This window comes from Bacillus sp. S71 (genome assembly GCF_016625265.1).
GTDB lineage: Bacteria > Bacillota > Bacilli > Bacillales > Bacillaceae_G > Bacillus_A > Bacillus_A cereus.
Genome location: NZ_JACVUW010000004.1, coordinates 453,894 through 469,649, shown reverse-complemented (window position 1 = coordinate 469,649; position 15,756 = coordinate 453,894). Strand labels below are relative to the sequence as shown.

The window sequence follows — 15,756 nt, the reverse complement described above, 5'->3', positions numbered from 1 at the left end:
AGGAGAAAGTATGCGTACAGATAATTTGATAATAAATGGTTACGGTTCATCGAATGGTGGCGAGTTTCATAAAGTGCAATTAAACGGAAAAGGTACTGTGAATGGAAATGTTGAATGTGACCAATTTGAATGTAACGGTTACGGTGCCGTTACTGGAAATTTGAAAAGTAGCAATGCAAGAATTAGTGGATCAGGTAAAATCGACGGTACAGTTCATGCTGAAACGATGCGAATTGATGGAAAAGCAACAATTACGCAAGATGTGAAGGCAAACAGTTTGAAAATTGCAGGAAAAGGTACGGTAGGTGGAAATGTCACTGGTGAAGAATTTAAAGTCAATGGTCAAGCGACAATTGATGGTAATTGTGAAGTGGATACGTTTTCTTCAGAAGGACAATTTACAATTGGTGGATTACTAAGCGCTGATGAAATAAATATTAATATTCACGGTACATGTCGAGCGAAAGAAATTGGTGGTCAAACGATTAAAGTAAAACATAGACTAAGTACTTTTAGTAGGCTGTTTAAATCAGTATTTGGTATGCAATTAGAGGCTGAACTATTAGAAGGTGACAATATCGATATTGATTATGCTCACATAAGAACGGTAAGAGGAAATAATGTTACGGTAGGACCGAACTGTGAGATTGAACTGATCGAATATACGGGTGTTCTTACTGTTGATAAAAGCGCAAATGTAAAAGAAATGAAGCAGATTTAATGGAAGGGAGAAAATGATATGGAACATCAACATAGTCTTACTGTTAATGGTTCTGGTAGTTCAGCAGGCGGAGATTATAATAAAGTGAAGATTCGCGGTGAAGGAACGATTTCTAATGACATGAGCTGTAATGAATTTAAAACGTACGGCACGAGTGAAGTGTGCGGTAATATGAAAGTGAAAAGTTATGTCGTGTATGGAGATAGTGAAGTACAAGGAAATGTAGATGCGGAATATGTAAAAGTATACGGAAATACACAAATGCATAGTGATGCTCATATTGAAAAAATAAAAGTAAGAGGTATGATAGAAGTTAAGGGGAAATTAACTGGTGATTTCGTAGACGTGAAAGGCGCTTTAAATGTAAAAGGAGATATTGAAGTTGAAGAACTGTCACTAACTGGTGGCCTTGAAAGTGATGGATTACTTAATGCTGAAAATATTGAAATTTCACTTCGTTATGAAGGTAGCAAAGTAAGAGAAATTGGCGGTAAGAAGATTACCGTTCGTAAAAAAGCGAGATTTATTCCATTTACAAATCATGCTGGAAGCCTCCAAACGTCTATCATTGAAGGAGATGAGATTTATTTAGAGCATACGATTGCTGAAGTAGTAAGAGGAAATAATGTTACAATTGGTCCCGGATGTGAAATTAGTGTTGTAGAATATCATACTAGTTTTAATCAAAAAGGTAATGCAGTCGTAAAGGAACATAAACAAATATAAGTAGTACGAGGGAGAGCAAGGTTATGGTTGAAAAGAATAATAAGCTCGGCTTTGTTGTAGCGGGCTTATTGCTAGGTATTTTAATGGCATCAATGGATAATACCATTGTCGTAACAGCGATGGGAACAATCGTTGGTGATTTAGGAGGCCTTGAAAACTTTGTATGGGTCGTTTCTGCCTATATGGTCGCAGAAATGGCAGGTATGCCGATATTCGGAAAACTATCAGATATGTATGGTAGAAAGAGGTTCTTTATTTTCGGTTTAATCGTCTTTATGATTGGTTCGGCGCTTTGTGGTACTGCTGAAAATATTACACAGTTAGGGATTTATCGTGCCATTCAAGGTATTGGCGGCGGGGCATTAGTGCCGATCGCGTTTACTATCGTTTTTGATATTTTCCCTCCTGAAAAGCGCGGGAAAATGGGTGGTTTATTCGGAGCAGTATTTGGTTTATCGAGTATTTTTGGTCCGTTGCTTGGTGCGTATATTACAGATTACATAAGCTGGCACTGGGTATTTTATATTAACTTACCGCTTGGCGTTTTAGCACTTATTTTTATTACATTCTTTTATAAAGAGTCACGAGTTCATAGAAAGCAAAAAATTGATTGGTTTGGCGCAATTACTTTAGTTGGTGCAGTAGTTTCTTTAATGTTTGCGCTTGAACTTGGCGGACAAAAGTATGATTGGGATTCTAACTTTATTTTAAGTTTATTTGGTGGATTCGTTATTTTAATTATTGCATTCATTTTTATTGAACGTAAAGTAGAAGAACCGATCATTTCATTTGAGATGTTTAAACAACGTTTGTTCGGAATGAGTACAATTATTGCTTTATGTTACGGAGCTGCATTTATGTCAGCAACTGTATACATTCCATTATTCATTCAAGGTGTATACGGTGGCACTGCAACAAACTCAGGATTATTACTTTTACCAATGATGTTAGGCTCAGTCGTAACAGCGCAGTTAGGTGGTTTTTTAACGACAAAGCTTAGCTACCGAAACATTATGATCATTTCTGCGGTTATTATGCTAATTGGACTATTTTTATTAAGCACATTAACGCCAGAAACAAGTCGTGCATTATTAACAGTGTATATGATCATTATCGGATTTGGAGTCGGTTTCTCATTCTCTGTACTAAGTATGGCAGCTATTCACAACTTCGGTATGGAACAGCGCGGATCTGCGACTTCGACGAGTAATTTCATTCGTTCATTAGGTATGACACTTGGTATTACAATCTTCGGAATGATTCAAAGAACAGGTTTCCAAGATCAATTAGAAGAAGCATTTAAAGGTATGAGCGGGGGAATGAATACAAACACATTAGGGGATTCAAGAGCCATTTTATCAGAATCGGCAAGATCTCAAATCCCTCCGCAAATATTAGATAAGATTATTGATGCTCTTTCTAGTTCAATTGTTCAAACATTCATGTGGGCATTGGTACCAGCTGGATTAGCATTCATATTCATTTTCTTTATGGGAAATGAGCGCATGGTAATTAAGAAACAACAAAAGAATAAAAAGAGCGAAACATCAAAAGCGTAATGAAAAAGCTCCTTTCCAATTGGAAAGGAGCTTTTTCGTATGTATGGTGTTAGATTAGCCTTCGATAATTTCGTATTCTTCGTCTGCAAGTAATAAAATTTGTGTTTTCTTACCTTTGTTTTGAACTTCGATTACATCGTATGCACCTAAGTCTCTTACTTTGCTTTGAGAAGCGTTAACCATAACTTCCATAGAATCAATTAAGATATCTTCTTCAATGTATGATTCAGGCAATGCCATATCTTCAGTTTCTAATACACATGCGTATAGATTTTGTAAGTTTTCAGCAGTTGGGTTTTGTTCCTCAACATCAATGATGTTTTTTACTGCGTCCATATTTTCTTCTTTTACTTGGTATACTTTAATTTTAGCCATTGTTTTAATCTCCTTTATAACGTAATCGTAGAGGCTACACTTCATTATAACGTTTTTTTCATGAAAGATGAAATTGTTATATGTATTTATAGTAAAAATTATGTGTTATTACTCATTATTGGTGTAATTCCCTTACTAATATTATGAATAGGTAACGATATTCCTACGTTAAAGTTATATTGTCCAAGCTTTTTTGTTTTCCTTTCATATATATGTATTAGCTATTCTATATAAAGAAGGGATGGAGTGTAAGTGGATTGTGAGCCGAAACGTGATTGTGGATGTTGCCAAAATAGTATATGTGAATTTTTACAAAGTCTAGAACCGTATACTAAAGTTGAAAGTATTGTAATAGCAGGAAACGAAATCGTTGTATCCTATTTTCTTTCGTTTAATGTGATGAAAGGGATTGTATCATTTGTACAAGAAGACAGTGAGGTTATATTTGTAGATTGCTCAAAAATTGATGCAATCCGAATAGGAAAAGTTTGTAGTTGCAAATCGAAAGTTAAATATATTGAAGAGGACTTTAGCTTGCTAGGAAATGTGTGCCCGCAATGTTTAACAGAGGGGAGCACAATCTTTTTCGATTTTCATAATCCAGAATTAAATTTATCTTTACAAGCGAAAACAATTGATGCACCTATATGTACTGAATTTACAGATGAACTTGGGAATATAGTAAAGCAAGTTGCAATCGTAGGTGAAGCAATTGTTTCTAAGGATTTTGTTCAAGTACCTGAACTGTTAGATTTTCGATTAGTTTTATCGGATACTGCTGCGAACCCTTTGAAGTTTGGAATACTATTCATTAATTTTCCTGATATTACATTCATTATTCTTTTCGCATCTAGTGGATACTTAAACATTTCAAATTGTTTAAAAGTAGAGAGTGGAACTGGTAATATCGAAATAGAAGAGCTGAAAAAAATGATAAAGGATGACGATAACACGTACAAATCGGTTGTTAAATTGACTAAGATATATAAGAACGGTGAGACGGAATCTTTTATTTCTAATAAGGAGTTATAACGCATTTTTTGATAAATCCTCATACATTATGTTGAGGGTTTATACATACACGATGTATATTCTAAAGTTTAAAAAGTGAGATACTCTTTTTTTATTAGATGTTATAATAATTTTATATTTGTGAATAATTTATAATTATATAAAATTTTAGTTTAATAGGTGTTTGCTTATATGGTAAGTGGTTGATTGAAAAATTATATAAGTTGATTCTTAAAGATTTAGAATACGATTGATTTTGAAGAAGGCGGGAATGTAAATGATATATGAAGCGAATATACGTACAAGAAAAAAACTAGTTTCTATGTTTGATGATTTCAATAACGTTGTTTTACTTTCTTATTTACAAGGACATATGGGTACTGCTTGGGTAAATGATCTTGAAAATCCAACAGTAGCACAAGTTACGGTAGGAATTTTCACATTTTACGCTGGAGACCCAAATGTGCAAGAAACAGAAGAGTTATTACGTAATATTCCAGAAAGAATTTTAGTTATCGTAAATAGTGAAGAGTGGAAACAACGCCTAGAAACATTCCATGAAAGAAAAATAGATAAGTTTTTACGTTATAAATTCAAACGAAATCCAGAAGTTTTTAATCGTTCAAAATTACAATCTTTTATATCAACACTTCCAAAAGGATATGAGTTAAAAAGAATAGATGAGCATATCGCAAATAGCCCTACATTACATAAGATCTCCGAAGATTTTACAAGTCAATTTCAGTCGGTAGAAGATTATATAAACCGTGGTATAGGTTATAGCATTTTATATAACGGAGAAGTTGTATGCGGTGCAACCTCGTATAGTATTTATAATGATGGAATTGAAATTGAAGTTGCGACTGATCACAATCATAGAAGAAAAGGTTTGGCAACTGTAGTTAGTGCAGCTCTTATATTGGATTGCTTAGAAAATGGAAAGTATCCAAACTGGGACGCAGCGAATACTACATCTGCTAACCTAGCAGAAAAGTTAGGATATGTTTTTGATAAAGCGTATGATACTTATTTTGTGGATAATAGATGAGTGAAGGAATTACATACTAAAAAATAAATGCGCCCTAGTACGTAAGTCTAGGGCGCATTTATTAGTTGGTAAATATCTTCATAACAATTTTAACACATTTCATCTTTTGAATGTTCGGAATTAAAGATATTTATGTGACTTTTTGAAAAAATAAAAGAGCAGCTAGCAAAAGCTTACTGCTCCTCTCCAAGGGAGAATGGAGAAATACAATCATGTTACCTATAGTATTGACGGAACATTAAGTTTTAATCAGCCATTTATAAAAGGAGAGATAAAATATCTTTAATTAATCCTTAGGTTCCAATTAGGAGTACTGATAGAAAAACGATTGAGAATATACTTTGTTATCCCGCATTAACGGGCAGTAAAACCCCCACTGATTAAAGTTTCGCTTTATTACATTTACAATTTAAATAGTAGAACGTGTTTTTCGTAGTTCTCCAAACACCAATTATATTTTTTTAGAATAATTGGATGGACTGCTTCTTTCGTAGTATCGACTTCAGTATAGCCATATTTCTTATAAAAGTTTTCTAATTCCTCAAAAGGAAGACAATATACATCTTGTATTTGTGATTTTCTCGCAGTTTCTACTAAAAATGAAACAAGCTCACCAGCTAATTGTAGCCCTCTAAATTGAGGCAGAATAAAAATTCCACCCATTTCTAAAGTATCTGTATCTATTTGGACTAATCGTCCAACACCTGCATACTCATTGTTATATGTAATAATTGCAACTTTATCTCTCTTTAAATCACTTCGTACAAATCCTATCGATTCATATTGATTATTAATCCATTCTAAATCATTAGATGTAGCTAGTTGAATACTCATGTGCATCCTCCTTTGGCCAACTTGCGCTATTTTCATTATATAGAAAATAATTTTAGGAAAAAAGTAGTTGGAATCGCATAATTTTCATTAATAGTTCAAGTTTTGAAGAATAGTGCATACAATATAAAGTGTTTTCCTTTCTTCATTTAAGTTTTACGTATATAATTTAAAAGTACTATTTTTATTTTATTATTTTATATTTATAACAGAATAGAGGTTTAAAAATGGGTGTTAAAATCATTACGGATAGTGCGGCGGATTTACCAGTAGAATTGCTGCAAGCATATGATATTGATTTAATTCCACTCCGTGTATATGATGAAGCAGAAACAGAGTATTTAGATGGAGTAACATTAGAGTCAGTTACATTATTGCAAAAAATGAGAGAAGGCGCTGTTTATAGAACGTCATTGCCTTCACTTGAAACTTTCCAAGAAAAATTTGTTTCTTATGCAAAAGAAGGTAATCCTTGTATATATTTAGCTTTTTCATCTGAACTGTCTGGTACATATCAATCATCAGTTGTCATTAAAGAGGAAGTAAAAGAAACATATGCAGATTTAGATTTAGAAATTATTGATACGAAATGTGCTTCGCTTGGTCAAGGTCTTGTCGTTTTAGAAGCTGCTAAAATGGCAAAAGACGGCGCATCAAAAGAAGATATTTTAAACCGTGTCGATTTTCTAATGAACCATATGGAGCACATCTTCACTGTAGCTGACTTACAGTACCTTGTTAGAGGTGGACGTTTAAGTAAAGTAGCTGGTTTTATCGGTGGTTTACTAAACATTAAGCCAATCTTAAACGTGGAAGAAGGAAAACTTGTACCACTTGAAAAGGTACGAGGGAAAAAGAAAGTATTAAGCCGTATTGTTGATATTATGGAAGAGCGTGGTAAAGACCTTAAAGGTCAAACAATCGGTATGACTCACGGTGACGATTTAGAAACAGCTGAAGCATTAAAAGCATTAATTACGGAAAGATTTGGCTGTGAAGTATTTATCGTAAATACAATTGGTGCAGCAATCGGAGCACATACAGGACCTGGCGTTATAACGTTATTTTTCTTAAATGAAGTAGAGTAAAGGATTGATCTTTTGATCAATCCTTTTTTATTTTTTAATCTGTGATAATCGGTCGTTATGGTATTGATGAAGATAAAATCTTTGAAGTTTTCCTATATCAAATGCAATCTTGTAGAGGGAGTATTTTTTATATGTGGAATGATACTTAATGGTAGAAGAAAAGAGTATAAATAAGAATGTATTTATAGGAATCTGAATATTTAATGATATCGAAATTTTGTTATTTCATATATAATTGTGTAGGGAGAAATATCTGTAACTATTTGTAAAAATAGGAGGCGGCTATAAAAATGCAAGAAATTGCTAGATGGGATTTAAATCGACTGTATTTGAATGAGGATATTCTATTTCCGATTTTGGAGTTGAAAGAGCAATATTTTGTAACAAAAGATGTAGAGATTCTTTCAAAGCTTATACAAGCTATTGAAAAAGCAGAATACTATTTGTACTGTCAATCGGTTGAAGAAAGTGTTTCATCTGACCTTACTAAATTGACTGTGAAAGTGAAGGAACTAAAAAGTGAAGTACAGCAAGTAATAAAACATAATGAAGTGGAAACTTCAGATAATACTAAGTTAATAAAAGATGGGCTTAATGCGTGGGAAAATATGTACATACAATTACGGGATAGGATAGAAATAGAGCACAATAATAAACTATTATCCTTTGGACAAGCAAATACTATTGCAATGAATAGTGATAATGAAAAGGAAAGATTAGAAGTATTCGAGTTACTTACAAGTACTTTACATAAGGAAAAAGAAATCTTTGCTACTGTATTAAATCAAATAGGGAGATTGCGTAATATAAAGAGTAATGAAATAGAAGATAGAGAGATTTTAACACAATCTTTTCATGCGAATGGCATTTCAGAAACTGTATTATTACAAATGTGGAATGTGACAGAAGAAAATCTTGATAAATTAGTAAGTGCTTTAAACATGTATAAGAAAGGGAAGGCTTCGATTACATGGCATGAACTTATGACAGTAAAGGAAAGTAATGAGGTTACTATTCCTTTTTCAGTAGCAGTACAAAACGTTTATGATGCATGTAAGAATATTGATGAAGAATTAGCAGAATTTGCACGTAATGCGATAGAAAGTGGATGGATAGATGCTGAACCGAGAGAGAATAAACCATCAGGTGGGTTTTGTGCTCCATTTTTCAGTGAGAAAGAATCGAGAATCTCCATGCGTTATGATGGGAGTATAGATAGTGTAAGAGTGCTCGCTCATGAATTAGGACATGCTTGGCATTTTTATAATATGAGTTTTGAACAATCTACATCTTTTTTAGATGATTATTTGCCGATGAGTACGGCTGAATCAGCATCTATTTTCTTTGAAACGGTACTCTTAAATTATCTAATTGAAACAACGGATAGTAAAGATATGAAAAAGGCATTGCTTAGCTGGAAAATAAGAAATAGTTTTAATTATGTAATGGCAATACGAGCATCGTATCAGTTTGAAAGAACATTTTATGAAAAATGTAAAGAGGGTCCATTAAGTGCTGATGAAATTGAGAAATTATCTATAATGGCACAAAAAGAAGCATATGGAAATGCTTTAAGTGAATACCAGCCGTTTGTATGGATGAAATATATTCAATTTTATATAGCAGATGTTCCTTTTTACAATTATCCATACACATTTGGATATTTAGTAAGTTTTAGTTTATTAGAAATAGCTCAAGAAAGTAAAGGTACTTTTCATCCGAAATATAAAGAGTTTTTACGAGAAACAGGAAAGGCTCCAGTAGAGGAGCTTATGAAAAAATATTTTGAAATAGATATAAGGAATTATGAATTTTGGAATAAGGCTTTTATTCAAATTTCTAAAGACATTGATGAATATTTGCAGCTTATGTAAGGGGAGAGTATAGTGGATCAACAGTTTATAAAAGGTATACCTTTTTCAACTTTAGAATATGCAAAAGCTATAAGTTTATTAAAAGGTTGGCTACATGAGCAGCAAGAGAAACCAAGGTTTGTAGTAACTGCAAATCCTGAAATTGTTATGTCTGCAAGGGAAAATACGGAAAAAGCAAAGCGCTTTAAAAAGATGTTACTATCTGCGGATTTAATAACAGCGGACGGGATTGGTGTCATAATTGGCTCGAAAATATTAAAAGGAACTTTGAAAGAACGTGTTACTGGGGCGGATTTAACTCGTGATTTAATAAAATATTGTAACGACAATGAATATCGTGTCTTTCTTTTTGGAGCCGCTCCAGAAAGTAATAAAAAGGCATTAGAAAAATTAAATGAGCAGTTCCCAGGAGCACAGTTTAAAGGACAGCATGGATTTGTAAATGGTGAAGAAATAGAAAAAATAAAAATAAAAATTAAGCAATTCAAGCCGCATTTACTACTCGTAGGACTAGGTTCACCAAAACAAGAAGAGTTCATCTATGAAAACATACAAACATTAAACGTTCCGCTATCTATTGGTATCGGAGGCATGATTGATATAATATCTGGTACTGTAAAAAGAGCACCGAAAATGATGAGGGATACTGGAACTGAATGGCTGTATAGGTTACTCTCACAGCCGAAAAGATTGAAGAGGCAACTTGTACTTCCGAAATTTTTATTGTCGGTTATGTTAGAGAGTGTGAAAGGAATGCCAAGCTAAGAAAGGATAAGTAAGATGATAGAGCCGTTATCTAATGAAAAAGCTACAATGATTTTTCAAGAGCTGAAAGTAGAATGTGAAACTTTATTTGAATTTAAAATTCGAAATGCAATACCTATTCACCGTGGTTGGCTAAATTTGAAGTGGAAACTCGAAACGGATGCAGGGGATTTTGTATTAAAGCAATATAATCAAGAACGGTACAAAATGTATAACTCAGACCTTTTAATACAAGCATTACAACAACAGCAAAGATTACATAATAATGGTGTAAGTTGTCCAAGGGTATTAATTTATAAAAATAATGTAATGCATATATCAAAAAGTGATGAAAGATTTATAGTATTAGAACATAAGGAAGGTAGCTTAGTTTCACCAGGAAAAGTGAATCAAAAGGAAATTCACTCTCTTGGTCAGACGATAGGTTATATGCATAACTTGTTAAATGATGGCTCTTTAATAAAAGGAGAAAATCCTAAATTTGTTCCACCTACTAAAGAGGCGAGATTGAAACATTGGGAAGAAAAAATGAGAGAAGTAGAGAAGCTAGGAAAAGAGCACATTCTCCCTTATATAAAATTACAGCAAGAAGCAACACAATTGGTAAATACAGAACAATTTCATAATAGCCAACGGGGATGGGTGCACCGTGATTTATGGGTAGATAATTTCTTGTTTCATAATGATAAAGTATCAGCGATTCTTGATTTTGATCGCATGGATTACGATTATGTAGAGTTAGATATTGGTCGTGTAGTTATATCGTGCGCATTAAGTGACGGAGTATTAAATAAGAGTCTTGTTGCATCATTTTTAGAAGGGTACCGAAATGAAGTAGACTTTCCAGTAGGGAATATTGTTCGGGCAATTCAAATGCTTTGGTACATGGAGAGTACTTGGTGGATCCATGCCAATATGGATCGGCATAGTGTACCACCTTCACGCTTTGCAGATGAAATGAATTGGATAGCTGAAAATTATGGTGTATTACATAATATATTGGCCGACTTATAAATAAAGAGGAGACTACATACATGAACAGAATCGGCATTATTGGAGCAATGCAAATTGAAATAGATTTACTTTTAGAAAAACTAGTTATACAAGAGGAACAGACAATAGCGGGAATGCCTTTTTATATTGGAGAATTCATGGGAATAGAAGTAATTATTACACGTTCTGGTGTAGGGAAAGTAAATGCAGCTGCATGCGCGCAAACATTAATTCATAAATTTGATGTAGACTCTATCATTAATACGGGCGTTGCTGGCGGATTACATTCAGATGTAAAAGTCGGCGATATAGTTATTTCAACGAATGTTACTCATCATGATGTAAGTAAAACTCAAATGAAAAACTTATTTCCGTTCCAAGAGGAATTTATTGCAAGTAAGGAATTGGTAAAGTTAGCACGTAAAGCTTGTATTAGTAGTAGTTTACAGATTGCAGTTCATGAAGGAAGAATTGTCAGCGGTGAATGTTTTGTTGAAGATTCAAAGTTAAAGGCGAAATTAATAGAAGAATACGCACCTCATTGTACAGAAATGGAAGGGGCAGCAATTGGACATGTTGCCTATATAAATGATATACCGTTTCTCATTATAAGATGTATTTCTGACAGCGCAGATGATGAAGCTCAAATTTCTTATGATGACTTCGCGAAAACTGCCGCGAATTATTGCTCAGAAATTATTATTGAGATGCTTAAAAATATATCTGGTAAAACCATAGTCCAAAAGGAGAGATAGGAATGTTACAAGCATTAATTTTTGATATGGATGGTACGTTATTTCAAACAGATAAAATTTTAGAATTATCATTAGATGATACTTTTGATCACTTAAGATCATTACAATTATGGGATACAGTAACACCAATTGATAAATATAGAGAAATTATGGGTGTGCCGTTACCGAAAGTTTGGGAAGCTTTATTACCAGACCATTCTATTGAAATAAGAGAACAAACAGATGCATATTTTTTAGATAGACTTATTGAAAACATAAAAAGCGGAAAAGGCGCTTTATATCCAAATGTAAAAGAAATATTTACATATATAAAAGAAAATAATTGTTCCATTTACATTGCTAGTAATGGTTTGAAAGAATATTTACGAGCAATCGTAACTTATTATGCTTTAGACAAGTGGGTGACTGAAACGTTTAGTATTGAACAAATACAATCGCTAAATAAAGGTGACTTAGTTAAAAGTATTATGAACAAATATGATATAAAAGAGGCAGCCGTAGTTGGTGACCGGCTATCTGATATAAATGCAGCGAAAGACAACGGTTTACTGGCAATTGGGTGCAGTTTTGATTTTGCGCAAGAAGATGAACTTGCTCAGGCTGATATAGTAATAGATGACTTAATGGGGTTGAAGGGGATATTATCTGAAGTGAAGAATACGCACACTATGAATTAAATAAAGTAACAACCATAAAAATGCTCAGAATAAATGATTCTCGAGCATTTTTATATATTTTCGTACTTAGGGGGAATGGACTTGAAAGATATACATATTCAACAAATAGAAAATTTAATGGAATATGAATTCAGTCATCTCGTTCAAGAGAGTGAAGAAGAAGGTTTTAATTTCCTTATAAGGATAATAAATGAATATAAAAACAAAATAAATGTATTCAATAAAACTGGAGAATGTTTATATGGTGTTTTCCGAGGTGATATGTTAATTGGAGTTGGAGGTTTAAATGAGGATCCGTACACAAAAGACAATAAGATTGGGCGGTTAAGGAGATTTTATATTTCAAAGGATTTTCGGCGTATAGGGTTAGGGAACTTATTATTAAACCAACTATTATGTCATGCGGAAAAGTATTTTGAAGTGATTGTATTACATGCGGACACGAAGCAAGGAGATGCGTTTTATACTGCAAATGGATTTGTAAAAGAGGGATTATATAAGGGATCTAGTCACTACAAAGTATTATCGAGGTGGCTACCAAAAGAATAGACGGACAGGTATTTTAGTTGGTAAATCGATATATCTTAAAAATCGCTGATATATGAAGTTGCGATCCTTATATTAAAAAACAACTTTTATAATTTCATTTACTAAATTGTTATTATAAAAAAGAGCACCTTAGCTTTTAAAATTCAGCTTATAAGGTGACTCCTTTTCAGTCAATTACGTTTTAACGTTCATTTGTTTCAATAATAATCCTGGTTTACCTTTTACATAATAAAAATGCGGATTATTTTCATCATCATAAAGCATAATATAAGGCTTTTCATTTAGTGGGAGCAGTATAAGTACTTCGTCTATTGTAGTGTGTAACCATTGATTAGTAATAGAAACCGGCTTAGATAATGGGATTTTTATCATATAGCCATCTTTTGGAACGACATTTAAGTTTTTAAATGGACCAGTAATTGCTTTAGCGTATTGAACTGCTTCTTTTTGGACTATTGGATCTAAAGATTGTTTTTGAATGACCATTTCTTTTTGACAATCAAACACTTCAATTTGTTGATTTGTATTTGCTAATGCATTTGTTGATAATAGAAATAAAAGAAGAGAAATGACCCCGATTTTTTTTATCATAATACAACACCTCACCATTACTATCCCCTCAAAAGCTTTAAATATTTTTCTGTCACATTCATGTAACAAAGATGTTGTATGATACAATTGGTTTTTGTTTAAAAGCAATGGAGGAAAAAATATGAAAGTTTTAATTGCAGATGACGAACAAGATATGTTAAGAATTTTAAAAGCTTATTTTGAAAAAGAAGGCTTCGAAGTTTTATTAGCAAAAGACGGAGAGGAAGCACTTCAAATATTTTATGATGAAAAAATTGATTTAGCTATTTTGGATTGGATGATGCCAAAACATAGTGGTATTACTGTCTGTCAGGAAATAAAAAAGAATTCAAGCGTAAAAGTATTAATGCTTACGGCGAAAAGTGAAAGCGAAGATGAATTAGCTGCGCTTCAAAGCGGGGCAGATGAGTACGTGAAAAAACCATTTCATCCAGGAGTACTAATTACGCGAGCGAAAAAACTTATTCAGCATGATGATATTATTCAAGTACAAGATGTAAAGATAAATTTCGCCAAAAATAAAGTATATAAAAATGATATAGAGTTAGAAATTACAAAAACAGAGCTCGAATTAATAAAATGCTTTTTAAATCATAAAGGAACGATTTTAACTCGTAAAAAATTGCTAGATATTGTATGGGGATTTGACTATTTTGGAGAAGAGAGAACGGTTGATACACATGTAAGAAGGCTGCGTAAAAAAATTGGAGAAAATATTATTAAGACGCATCGCGGGTTGGGCTATAGTTTGGAGGAACAAAGTGAATAAACTTGGGAAAAAGTTATTTTTAAGTATTTCTGCAACTGTTATTCTCATCTTTATGATTTCATTATTATTCATTAACAATCTCTTACCGAACTATACTATTTATAAAACACGTGAAAACTTAAATAAATTTACAACACAAATACAAAATACAACAGTGGAAAATATAGAGGATGTTATTCATACAATTGAAAGTGAAAATAACGTTACAATTGCGTATACCCCAATTAATCAGTCAGAAGATGCTATGAACGAAGCGTTACGCATGCAACTTACGAAAAAGAAAGTAACTTTAAATAAGCTTTGGATTACGAAAGACGAAGTTATGAAAGTGAAGACGGAAGGGCAATCGAATAAACTGTACGATCAAGGAAAGGTAAAAGCGAGTTTTTTTGCTAAATATATTGCGAAAGATGATACGATAATTTTAATTGGGACTTCCATTGCGAATTCAAATGAAATTATAAATACGTTAAATACATTTTACTTATACATCGTATGTTTCTCGCTCCTTCTTATTATTTTACTTGTGTGGATACTTTCAAAAATAATAACGACGCCACTGAAGGAGCTAAGTGATGTGGCTCAGGATATTTCACATTTGCAGTTTAAAAGAACGAAAGTGAAAACGAATGATGAAATAGGAGAGTTGGCCAATAGTATTAATATCATGAGTGAAAAACTACATGAAGCACATCAAGACTTAACTGATCGTAATGAACATTTAAAACGATTTATGGGTGATGTAACGCATGAATTAAAGACACCGATCGCATTAGTAAAAGCATACTCTATGGGGATTAAAGATGGATTAGATGATGGGACTTATGTAGATACAATTATTAAACAAACAGATCAAATATCAAACTTAATTGAAGAACTATTACGATTTTCTAAACTAGAAAGAGATATTTTACAAAAAGAAGAATTCCCCATTGAACCACTGGTCCAGAGTATATTAGATAAGCATCAGATTGACCTGGATTCGAAAGCAATTGACTTACAAGTAAACTGTAATACGGGTGATACAATCGTTTATGCAGATTTAAATAAAATGAGAATGGTATTTCAAAATTTAATTTCTAATGCAATAAAATATACAGCAAATCAAAGCATAATAATTACTTTAGAAGATAGAAATAAAAGTATATATTTTCAAATAAAAAATGGCATTCATACGGATAAAATTAAAGATATCGAGAAAATTTGGGAGCCTTTTTACGTACTAGAATCTTCTCGTAGTAAAGAAAAATCAGGTACAGGATTAGGACTAGCGATAGTGAAAAGTATTTTAGAAAGACATGGTTTTGAATATGGAGTTTCCTCTATAAATGGAGAAATTCAATTTTATATAAATGTGAAAAAGGACTAATGAAAATTTAGTCCTTTTTGCAGCTTTAGAGGTTAGCGATACAGGATGAATCACC

General features: G+C 32.7%; 17 protein-coding genes. 14 read left to right on the top strand and 3 right to left on the bottom strand.

Translation table 11 applies throughout. The features are described 5' to 3' along the window. The first annotated feature begins 10 nt into the window (after positions 1 to 10). From IBT51_RS12670 to IBT51_RS12660, 3 genes are read left to right on the top strand one after another with little or no spacing between them, the layout of a single operon-like run. Positions 11 to 721, top strand: a complete 711-nt coding sequence (locus IBT51_RS12670) for a bactofilin family protein (protein ID WP_001258371.1) — start codon at positions 11 to 13, stop codon at positions 719 to 721. Between the two features lie 18 nt (positions 722 to 739). After that, entirely contained in the window at positions 740 to 1,447 is a 708-nt protein-coding gene (locus IBT51_RS12665; protein ID WP_000401031.1) for a polymer-forming cytoskeletal protein, read from the top strand. 23 nt (positions 1,448 to 1,470) lie between these two features. Then, positions 1,471 to 3,006: an MDR family MFS transporter gene (locus tag IBT51_RS12660; RefSeq protein WP_000229635.1), complete on the top strand. Its 1,536-nt coding sequence runs from the start codon at positions 1,471 to 1,473 to the stop codon at positions 3,004 to 3,006. Between the two features lie 54 nt (positions 3,007 to 3,060). Here IBT51_RS12660 and IBT51_RS12655 read toward each other — a convergent pair whose 3' ends face one another. Next, positions 3,061 to 3,381: a hypothetical protein gene (locus IBT51_RS12655; RefSeq protein ID WP_001062741.1), complete on the bottom strand. Its 321-nt coding sequence runs from the start codon at positions 3,379 to 3,381 to the stop codon at positions 3,061 to 3,063. 252 nt (positions 3,382 to 3,633) lie between these two features. Between IBT51_RS12655 and IBT51_RS12650 the strand changes: the two genes are divergently transcribed. Both IBT51_RS12650 and IBT51_RS12645 read left to right on the top strand, forming a co-directional pair. Next, positions 3,634 to 4,413, top strand: coding sequence for a BC_2878 family exosporium-associated protein (locus tag IBT51_RS12650; RefSeq protein WP_200458254.1), 780 nt, complete (start codon positions 3,634 to 3,636; stop codon positions 4,411 to 4,413). Between the two features lie 256 nt (positions 4,414 to 4,669). Next, positions 4,670 to 5,440 (top strand): GNAT family N-acetyltransferase, encoded by a 771-nt coding sequence (locus tag IBT51_RS12645; protein WP_088023831.1) that lies wholly within the window; start codon positions 4,670 to 4,672, stop codon positions 5,438 to 5,440. 402 nt (positions 5,441 to 5,842) lie between these two features. Here the strand turns inward: IBT51_RS12645 and IBT51_RS12640 are convergent, their stop codons facing one another. After that, on the bottom strand, positions 5,843 to 6,274 hold the full coding sequence (locus IBT51_RS12640; protein ID WP_200458255.1) for a GNAT family N-acetyltransferase: 432 nt from the start codon (positions 6,272 to 6,274) through the stop codon (positions 5,843 to 5,845). 224 nt (positions 6,275 to 6,498) lie between these two features. On the opposite strand from IBT51_RS12640, the gene IBT51_RS12635 reads away from it, so the two are divergent. From IBT51_RS12635 to IBT51_RS12605, 7 genes are all read left to right on the top strand, one after another. Beyond that, on the top strand, positions 6,499 to 7,359 hold the full coding sequence (locus IBT51_RS12635) for a DegV family protein (RefSeq protein ID WP_088023834.1): 861 nt from the start codon (positions 6,499 to 6,501) through the stop codon (positions 7,357 to 7,359). Positions 7,360 to 7,649: 290 nt separating this feature from the next. Beyond that, the gene (locus IBT51_RS12630) at positions 7,650 to 9,233 is read left to right on the top strand and encodes a M3 family metallopeptidase (protein ID WP_200458256.1); all 1,584 of its coding nucleotides are present in this window, start codon (positions 7,650 to 7,652) and stop codon (positions 9,231 to 9,233) included. A gap of 12 nt (positions 9,234 to 9,245) precedes the next feature. Further along, positions 9,246 to 9,998 (top strand): WecB/TagA/CpsF family glycosyltransferase, encoded by a 753-nt coding sequence (locus IBT51_RS12625; protein WP_200458257.1) that lies wholly within the window; start codon positions 9,246 to 9,248, stop codon positions 9,996 to 9,998. Between the two features lie 15 nt (positions 9,999 to 10,013). Further along, positions 10,014 to 11,012 carry a phosphotransferase gene (locus IBT51_RS12620; RefSeq protein ID WP_200458258.1) on the top strand — a complete coding sequence of 333 codons (999 nt, stop codon included), beginning with the start codon at positions 10,014 to 10,016 and terminating at the stop codon, positions 11,010 to 11,012. Between the two features lie 20 nt (positions 11,013 to 11,032). After that, positions 11,033 to 11,746 carry a 5'-methylthioadenosine/adenosylhomocysteine nucleosidase gene (locus tag IBT51_RS12615; protein WP_078401875.1) on the top strand — a complete coding sequence of 238 codons (714 nt, stop codon included), beginning with the start codon at positions 11,033 to 11,035 and terminating at the stop codon, positions 11,744 to 11,746. 2 nt (positions 11,747 to 11,748) lie between these two features. Beyond that, on the top strand, positions 11,749 to 12,423 hold the full coding sequence (locus tag IBT51_RS12610; RefSeq protein WP_200458259.1) for an HAD hydrolase-like protein: 675 nt from the start codon (positions 11,749 to 11,751) through the stop codon (positions 12,421 to 12,423). Between the two features lie 33 nt (positions 12,424 to 12,456). Then, on the top strand, positions 12,457 to 12,972 hold the full coding sequence (locus IBT51_RS12605; protein WP_141548238.1) for a GNAT family N-acetyltransferase: 516 nt from the start codon (positions 12,457 to 12,459) through the stop codon (positions 12,970 to 12,972). A gap of 174 nt (positions 12,973 to 13,146) precedes the next feature. Here the strand turns inward: IBT51_RS12605 and IBT51_RS12600 are convergent, their stop codons facing one another. Next, on the bottom strand, positions 13,147 to 13,563 hold the full coding sequence (locus IBT51_RS12600; RefSeq protein WP_000591776.1) for a hypothetical protein: 417 nt from the start codon (positions 13,561 to 13,563) through the stop codon (positions 13,147 to 13,149). A 121-nt stretch (positions 13,564 to 13,684) separates the two neighbouring features. On the opposite strand from IBT51_RS12600, the gene IBT51_RS12595 reads away from it, so the two are divergent. Then, entirely contained in the window at positions 13,685 to 14,332 is a 648-nt protein-coding gene (locus IBT51_RS12595; RefSeq protein ID WP_000865979.1) for a response regulator transcription factor, read from the top strand. After that, complete coding sequence (locus IBT51_RS12590; protein WP_088023855.1) at positions 14,325 to 15,701, top strand: sensor histidine kinase; 1,377 nt, start codon at positions 14,325 to 14,327, stop codon at positions 15,699 to 15,701. Before IBT51_RS12595 ends, IBT51_RS12590 begins: the two co-directional genes overlap by 8 nt. Positions 15,702 to 15,756 lie beyond the last annotated feature (55 nt).

What these genes read in the sequence shown, in the direction of transcription:
- IBT51_RS12670 (WP_001258371.1), top strand. Translation starts at nt 11, where the DNA reads ATGCGTACAGATAATTTGATAATAAATGGTTACGGTTCATCGAATGGT.
- IBT51_RS12665 (WP_000401031.1), top strand. Translation starts at nt 740, where the DNA reads ATGGAACATCAACATAGTCTTACTGTTAATGGTTCTGGTAGTTCAGCA.
- IBT51_RS12660 (WP_000229635.1), top strand. Translation starts at nt 1,471, where the DNA reads ATGGTTGAAAAGAATAATAAGCTCGGCTTTGTTGTAGCGGGCTTATTG.
- IBT51_RS12655 (WP_001062741.1), bottom strand. Translation starts at nt 3,381, where the DNA reads ATGGCTAAAATTAAAGTATACCAAGTAAAAGAAGAAAATATGGACGCA.
- IBT51_RS12645 (WP_088023831.1), top strand. Translation starts at nt 4,670, where the DNA reads ATGATATATGAAGCGAATATACGTACAAGAAAAAAACTAGTTTCTATG.
- IBT51_RS12640 (WP_200458255.1), bottom strand. Translation starts at nt 6,274, where the DNA reads ATGAGTATTCAACTAGCTACATCTAATGATTTAGAATGGATTAATAAT.
- IBT51_RS12635 (WP_088023834.1), top strand. Translation starts at nt 6,499, where the DNA reads ATGGGTGTTAAAATCATTACGGATAGTGCGGCGGATTTACCAGTAGAA.
- IBT51_RS12630 (WP_200458256.1), top strand. Translation starts at nt 7,650, where the DNA reads ATGCAAGAAATTGCTAGATGGGATTTAAATCGACTGTATTTGAATGAG.
- IBT51_RS12620 (WP_200458258.1), top strand. Translation starts at nt 10,014, where the DNA reads ATGATAGAGCCGTTATCTAATGAAAAAGCTACAATGATTTTTCAAGAG.
- IBT51_RS12615 (WP_078401875.1), top strand. Translation starts at nt 11,033, where the DNA reads ATGAACAGAATCGGCATTATTGGAGCAATGCAAATTGAAATAGATTTA.
- IBT51_RS12610 (WP_200458259.1), top strand. Translation starts at nt 11,749, where the DNA reads ATGTTACAAGCATTAATTTTTGATATGGATGGTACGTTATTTCAAACA.
- IBT51_RS12605 (WP_141548238.1), top strand. Translation starts at nt 12,457, where the DNA reads ATGATTCTCGAGCATTTTTATATATTTTCGTACTTAGGGGGAATGGAC.
- IBT51_RS12600 (WP_000591776.1), bottom strand. Translation starts at nt 13,563, where the DNA reads ATGATAAAAAAAATCGGGGTCATTTCTCTTCTTTTATTTCTATTATCA.
- IBT51_RS12595 (WP_000865979.1), top strand. Translation starts at nt 13,685, where the DNA reads ATGAAAGTTTTAATTGCAGATGACGAACAAGATATGTTAAGAATTTTA.